Origin of the sequence: Methanospirillum sp. (assembly GCF_035560735.1) — an archaeon.
GTDB lineage: Archaea > Halobacteriota > Methanomicrobia > Methanomicrobiales > Methanospirillaceae > Methanospirillum.
Window position 1 is genome coordinate 1 of sequence record NZ_DATMYY010000061.1, and the last position, 7,604, is coordinate 7,604.

Annotated in this window: 5 protein-coding genes; 2 read left to right on the plus strand and 3 right to left on the minus strand. The window is 45.6% G+C overall.

Annotated elements, in window-relative coordinates:
- A partial coding sequence (locus VN429_RS01650; protein WP_325629101.1) for a response regulator occupies window positions 1–1,530 on the plus strand: 1,530 nt, incomplete at its 5' end.
- 118 nt (window positions 1,531–1,648) lie between these two features.
- Window positions 1,649–3,730, plus strand: a complete 2,082-nt coding sequence (locus VN429_RS01655) for a CHASE4 domain-containing protein (RefSeq protein ID WP_325629106.1) — start codon at window positions 1,649–1,651, stop codon at window positions 3,728–3,730.
- Here the strand turns inward: VN429_RS01655 and VN429_RS01660 are convergent.
- From VN429_RS01660 to VN429_RS01670, 3 genes are read right to left on the minus strand one after another with little or no spacing between them, the layout of a single operon-like run.
- Complete coding sequence (locus VN429_RS01660; RefSeq protein WP_325629108.1) at window positions 3,680–4,684, minus strand: type II secretion system F family protein; 1,005 nt, start codon at window positions 4,682–4,684, stop codon at window positions 3,680–3,682. The two genes, VN429_RS01655 and VN429_RS01660, sit on opposite strands and share 51 nt — an antisense overlap.
- 2 nt (window positions 4,685–4,686) lie before the next feature.
- Entirely contained in the window at window positions 4,687–5,622 is a 936-nt protein-coding gene (locus tag VN429_RS01665) for a type II secretion system F family protein (RefSeq protein ID WP_325629110.1), read from the minus strand.
- Window positions 5,609–7,507: a type II/IV secretion system ATPase subunit gene (locus VN429_RS01670; RefSeq protein WP_325629112.1), complete on the minus strand. Its 1,899-nt coding sequence runs from the start codon at window positions 7,505–7,507 to the stop codon at window positions 5,609–5,611. The genes VN429_RS01665 and VN429_RS01670 overlap by 14 nt, the downstream gene beginning before the upstream one ends.
- Window positions 7,508–7,604: the final 97 nt, after the last annotated feature.

Sequence of the window (7,604 nt, forward strand, 5' to 3'; positions counted from 1 at the left end):
TCAATATGTGACCCCAAGATTTTTTATAAGCAAACAATTATCATTAGAGAGGTTAAATTAAAAAGAATAGGCTCAAATATGCCGATTCAGGTCCTGTTTGTCGACGATGAGATCCCTCACCTGATGCTTGCCCAGGAGTACCTCGGCCACTCCGGGAAAGTAGAACTAACATGTGTCAGTTCAGGACGGGAAGCAATAGAAGCTCTTTCAAAGAGTTCGTACCAAGTCATCGTATCAGACTACCTGATGCAGGATATGGATGGGGTAGCCCTCTTAAAATACATTAGAAAGAATTATGGAAACATCCCATTCCTTCTCTTCACAGGAAAAGGGAAAGAAGAAGTCGTTATAGAGGCCCTCAATCACGGGGCTGATTATTATATCAGGAAAGGGAGTGATCCCTTCGAACAGTTTGCAATTCTTGAGCAACGAATCATTCAGGTCGCAGATCGTAAAGATGTACAGGAAGAACTGGCTGCTAGGGAAGAACTCTATCACTCTGTTCTTGCAGTCCAAAGCGACCTGATCGTTGATTTTCTACCAGATCTTACCATCATCCGATCGAACGAACAATTTTCTACACTCAATGGCGGGGCACCAACCGATATGATCGGTAGAAAATTCCTGTCAGATCTCTCTCCTGAAGATCAACAGGAACTTGAGGGAGCAATATATCTGCTCAGCCCTGAATCAGCAGAAGTAGACTTACAGCAGACCCTTATATCACCGGATGGAAGAGAACTTACTTTTTCGTGGCACATTGAAGGGGTCTTCTCAACAGAAGGACAACTCGTAAGTTGCAAAGCAACCGGACGTGATATCAGCAAGGAAAGCGAGGCACGAGCTGATATCAAAGAGTGCGAAGAGCGGTACCAGGAGAAGGCAACTGATCTGCCCAGGGATATGGGTGACTTTGACGAGAATGTCCCCCTCAACTTTATTATAGAAAATACTCGCCCTGCAGGATCGTGGAATCTGCCTGAACTGATAAGAAATGCAAGAGCCTCAAAGATGCATGGAATCGCTTCATCAACAGGACACGATGGTCACCGGGCATTCCTAATATTCCAGAATGGAGAACCTGACGGGGGGATCTATATCGATAGGTCAGGAATATTATACGGTGACAAAAGTACCCTCTTTCTCAGGGATAGTCACCAGTTTACATTCTATCCGACAGCTCCTGAGATCGCCACCCGGTTTATCACCGGTTGTCGAATATATGATAAAAGTCATATCAAGGCCCCAAATGTCTATGCAATACCTGAGATCCCATCTGTCAGGAAGGGAATAGGTAATATTACGCTGGATCTTCGCAGAGGTGGACGATCCATGCCAGGAATACGGATTACTATAAAAAGCGGGGGAAAAATAGTAGGTAACGATATCACCTCGGCTACAGGACAGACAAGTTTTCAGTTGTTGTACGGGGATTACACTGGAGTAGTCCTCACTGAAAATGGAACTCTTCACAACTTTACTTTCAAGGTAAACACATCTGAGTCTTCCCACGTGGTGGAACTGGCCTGATTTCATTCGAACTCAATACCAATGCGTCAATTGTGACTTGTCGGCGAAACAATTATCTGCATTTACATAAAGGTATTGTCGTTCATTATACCCCATCCAGATACAGGAGTTCTTGTTAATGAGACTCTATGCGCAAACAATCCTCATAATCGGAGTTTCAATACTTGCGATTGCCGTAATTTTAATTGTAGCATTTGAATTCACCGTGATGGGGAGTCTTTCGGATCTGGAGCAACAGTATGCATCGGAGGACCTGCAAAGGGCTGAAAACTCATTATACGGAGAAGAATCCCGTCTTTCCACAATATCACAGGACTGGGGAGTGTGGGATGACACATATGCATATATGGTTTCGGGAAATCCCGAATATATCTCCTCAAACCTTGTCCAATCTTCACTCAGGGGTATGAATCTTTATTCAATTACATTATACAATCTCAATAACACCTTGGTAAATGGGATCTGTATTTCCCAGAACAATATTACAGATCCAATCCCTGAATACATAGGCAAACTCCTGCAGACATATCCTCTTCTTTCTGCATCACCTGGTGGAATCCAGGGGATCATTGTAGAGAACCAGACTCCATATGCGGTTGCTTCACATCCAATTTTAAACTCGATGACACAGGGGCCTTCCCGGGGAACGATTGTTATACTCAGTCGCCTGGATAATGACAAGATAAACGAACTTTCACATAACCTTCTTCAGAACATTTCTGTTACCCCAGTTTTAGATACAAATTTAGAATCTCTCTCTCGTTCATCGCAGGAAAAAAGCACTGATAATGCCTACGAAAGTGTCATTGCTGACATTAAAGGACAGCCAGCTCTCAGTATCGAGATTATTAAACGAGAGGATTTGAATAGAGGAGGTATATACTCACGGATCTTTCTGATTGCATCGTTGCTTCTCCTGACAATTATCTTTATGTGCCTCGCATCATGGCTATTAAACCGCATTATCATCTCACCACTTCAGGATCTAAACCGGGACCTCATCAGCATAGGTAACTCAGGTCTGCTTTCAGGCCGAATCAAGACGAAAAGAAATGATGAAATAGGGGATCTTGCCGGTTCCATCAACAATATGATAAGCTCTCTTGAACAGGCCCAACAGGAGAGAATCTCCTCAGAACACCGGCTTTCCCGCTTGGTAGAACTGGTTGAGGAAGGGATATGTCTAATTGGACCTGATAACCTGATCTGGTTCTCAAATCCTGCTCTGGCAGAAATTTTTGAAACCACCTCCTATGAACTGACCGGAAGACGCCTGGACTTACTCTTCTCTCTACATAATTCGGAAGACAAGAGTACGAGTGAACACACCCCGATTATGGAACCAGGGCACCATGAGATACATACCCGGACTAAAAGTGGAAAAGATATTTGGGTGAGAATTGCATTGGCACCCTATCCCCTTGAAACAGGAAAACAGGGTTATCTTTGTGTAATTTCTGACGTCTCCCAGTATCGGAATGCAGAGCGTGAACTCCTCCTCTCCAACAAGAAACTCTCACTTCTCGGGAGTATGACTAGACACGATATTGTAAACCAACTCACAACAATCAGGGGAATGCTTGGGCTCATCAGACGTAAAAACATTGACACATCACTTACCCAACTTATCAGAAGTGCTGAAGAAGCTTCTGAAAAGATCAACAAACACATCGAATTCTCCAAAGAATATCAGAAGGCTGGCATCGAGGAGCCACGCTGGCAGGACCTTAGGACGGTATGGAATCTTGCATATGCCATGTCCCGTCGGAAAGGGCTTACGTTCTCTGTTACGGGGGAGAATTATGAGATCTATGCTGACCAGCTCCTTCAGAAGGTCTTTTACAACCTCATCGAAAACAGTCTGAAACACGGAGAAGATGTCTTTTACATCACTGTTTCAACAAGGCAGCATAACTCAGATCTTCTCATCATCTATGAAGATGACGGAGGAGGTGTTCCGGAAACTATGAAAGATCGGATATTTGAAAGAGGTGTTGGAACCGGGACAGGATGGGGACTTTTTTTTGCAAAGGAGGTTCTCGGGCTCACAGGAATGGATATTAAAGAATCTGGTACCTACGGAATAGGTGCTGAATTTATCATCACGGTACCAGAAGGAATCTTTAGATCTCTGCAGGACTCTGATCAATCAGACAGCGACCCTGAAGACAATCCAGGCAATGAGGAGCATAATAACTGAATACTTGAGTCCGGCAGTGACCCGTCCTTCACCCATAACACCTGCAACCAACCCTGAAAAAAAACCCTGGAACATAGCACCGTGTGAGAATATCCTAATATAGAGAGCGAGATCAAAACCACCAAGACTGAATCCGGGTGCTGATGAAGCACCGGTGGTTGTCCCAAGATCTGCCATGGTCTTCAGGAATGAGGAGACAAGGATGAGCATCACAAAAAGGAACACGCCAAACGAGGCAAGAACGATGATCACATAGATGAACATGTTATTGCGTCGGTCTGTGTTCTGTGTTACGTACTCAAACGAGTCCTTTGCTGCAGCTCTGAGCACCTCAACAATATCACCACCTGCTTCACTTGCCCTGGCGATGAGATCCACACTTCTGCGGACAAGCGGGATGGGGATCTCTTCTCCCAGGGCACGGACTGCATCAATGAATGGAAAATTCCAGGATATTCGCTGATCCATCTGTCTGATATAAGGAGTGAGGGCACCATACTCACTCATTGAGACCAGGTGGACTGCCCCCTGAAGAGTCATTCCACTCTCATGCATACCAGCGAGATCGCGAAAGAAGTTCGGGAGTGCTATCTCAATGCTTCTGATTCTCCGTGATTCTTGCAGATCAAGGACAACCAGCGGTACGAGAATGATCAGCAGCGTGATTACAATAACATCATCAATAAAAGAACTCTTGAGCAGCGATCCAATCCCATCCTTCTGGATTGCTATTGAGAACCCAATGATAAAGACGATAATGCCCAAAGGGACAGATGCAAAAAGAATGTTAACAGGCTTTTCGGTTAGTGTCCGGAAGGGATGTCTGATAATCCGAAGATTTCCTTTGGAATATTGTCGGTGGAGTTCTATCTTATCTAGGATCTTCTTTGCCGCCTCATCATCAAGGCTGAGTACTACTTCCTCCTTCTTTTTGAGCCGGTCAAAGAAACCCATCTCTACCACTCCGGCGTCATAGCATCAATCATAACCACAAACATCACACTCCCAAACGGAATGATCAGGTAAATGATGATGTAGAGAAAGAACGGGGTCCCTTCTCCCGAAAGAATCGACATCACAGACTGGATCAGAATAAGGAAGAGAGTTCCTGCAACAAGAGCTGTTACATAACTTTCAGAGATGAGTGCAAGGGTATCAAGGAATTGTTTCTGCGACTGTCTGTTCTCGTATGTATACTGCTCTGCCTTTGTCCTAAAATAATCAGAAATGTTTGAGCCAGAAGCAACACTTCCAATCGCTCCCTGCATGAACTCCCGCATTCTTTGGCTCGGGGTCGCCATAGAAACCGTTTTGAGAGCATGTATAAGATCTTTTCCAAATACATCTATCTCAAGCGAGACATACCTGGCCTCAACAGAAGACTCGCCGTAAATAGTGGAGCTGCCCAGTTGTCTGAAGACCTCTGCGGGTGGAATCCCAGCTGTGGACATCGCTGCTAGGTAGTTGATCGCATAGGGCAGGCTTGACTCAATATCTCTCCGCCTTGATCCTGCCACAATTGACGGGTAGATGAGATAGATCAAATAAGTAAACCCACCAAAGGTGATGAAAGAAACAATGCCTGCAATTATCGTCCCAGCAACGAGGGAATAGACAGAGAATTGGTTGATACCAGAAGCAATGTCCTGGGGGATATTTCCTTTGAACGTTATCAACGCAGGAATATTGAGTAGGAATACAATCAGCGCAATCAGTATGGAACCGAAGAATCCAACAATTGCGGAAGTTATTACTGCTGTTGCAAGGTAGGCCTCAAAAGTAATTCCCATTCGGGCAGAGCGGAGATTAGCGATCAGATCAAAATACTTTTCACGCCTGGAAAGCATCCTGCTCCCGAGCAGGTTGAAGCATAACCGTTCATATGAGTTCATTTGCACCGGACCGAATCTGTTCCATCAGCCCTTCAGAGTCCCGGAAATATGAGACCACGATATTGCTCACTTCCCGGTAATCGCGAATATCACGCTGACGCATCCATTCGAGTACCTCCTGACGCTGCATTAGATCACGACTAATCCGTTCTTCGTCCCATCCGTGAGCTTCCATGATCTCTTCAAGGATGTATGATTTTCCTGAATACGTGATCTCATCAGTCGCCTGACGCCACCGGAAGACCTCATTCGTGATCAGTTCATTAGTCCTGGGATCAATATCCAGGATCTCGATGATCTGTTTGTTACGCCTGATCCGTTGCCCACCTACCCTTGCCTGGACCTGCACACAGATAAGATTCAGGGCAGAGAGCATGTTCCTGGGCACCGAAATCGGTGGGTTTTCAAGACGGTGAACAGCACTGGCGACTGAATCAGCGTGCATCGTTGAATAGGTGACATGTCCGGTGCTCATTGCCTGAAAGAGAGTGAGAGCCTCTTTGCCACGGACTTCGCCGACGATCAGATACTCAGGACGCTGACGAAGGGCGGCCTTGAGGAGCTCATACATATCGATCTCCCCTTTTCCAGCAATATCAAATGACTCCCTGGTCACGCTTGGGATCCAGTTTGCATGAGGAAGTTTGAGTTCACGGGTATCTTCAAGGGTGACAATCTTTGCTAGCGGGGGGATAAAAAGAGAGATGGCATTCAGGGAAGTTGTCTTTCCCGATGCGGTCCCACCAGCAAAAATACAGGATTTTCCGTTCTCCACAGCCAGCCAGAGGAAGGCTATCGAGAGGGGTGAGAAGGTACCCCATTCCACAAGGTCGGTCGGAGTGATGGGGACCTCTTTGAACTTACGGATGGTAAAGGTCGAACCGTGAGCGGTGACTTCAGTTCCGAGAGTCATCTGGATACGTGAACCATCAGACATTGTAGCGTCAAGCATCGGCTCAGCGACAGAGATGTGCTTTCCCGCCCGCTGGGCTAGTTTAGTGACAAATGAATCCAGATCACCAGGATCGAGGTACTTAAGGTTCGTCTCCATCGACTCGTATTTTGAATGATATACAAAGAGATACCGTTCGATTCCATCACATGAGATATCTTCAATCAATGGGTCATGCATGATTGCATCGACCATACCGTTACCCAGAAAGTCTTTGTGAAGTTGATAGTGGATCTTGGCATATGTTCTTGGATCCAGGTGAATCGCATAATCTGCAAAGACCTCATTCATCATCTCTTCAAGGAGTTCTGCAGCTATCTCACGGGAGATCTGTCGGGTGTTTACATTCACCCGTTCAAAGATCCCTTTCTTTAGTTCATCAAGCAGTTTCTTCTCTGAATCTGTGTAAAGGGGCTCGACAACCTCGTAGAGATACTCATGGTTCTTGTAATTGTAGGTTATCCTGATGTATGCAAAAGGAGGATTAACAGGGTAGACCTCTATCTCCTCTACTCCCGGTGGTGGAACATAGGTAAGATCAACAACAGGGCCGTGAAGATCAGGATTGTATACCTCTCTTCGCTTCTGGGGAGCGATATTCCAAAATTTACTAAAAAACCCAGTTTTTTTAGGCTTTTCCTCACCCTTTTCTGGATTCGTTGGACCGGGCAGATCAGCATCTAGCGTCCCTGCATCTTCAGAGGGTTTTGCTTTTTTCACCCCAGGGAACTTTTTAATGCCTGCCTTCGCGGGTTCAGGTGTTAGTTGAGGTGTTATATCGGATTTTCCTGATCCTGATTCGGTTTTTTTAAGGCTTGAAATGAGCCGTGGCTTTTTTATGGAAATATCGGATGGTCCAGATGTGGAGCCCTGGCTTTCGCTCTCTCCACCTGACTTCGGTTTCCCTTTGCCAATCTTGATCTTGAACGCCATCTTTCAGCCCAATCAGTGGGCGGGCCTTTCACACCGGTTGCATACCGGCACTTCCTATAGTTATTCTGAAAAGAGCCCCCACCATACTATTGTAATA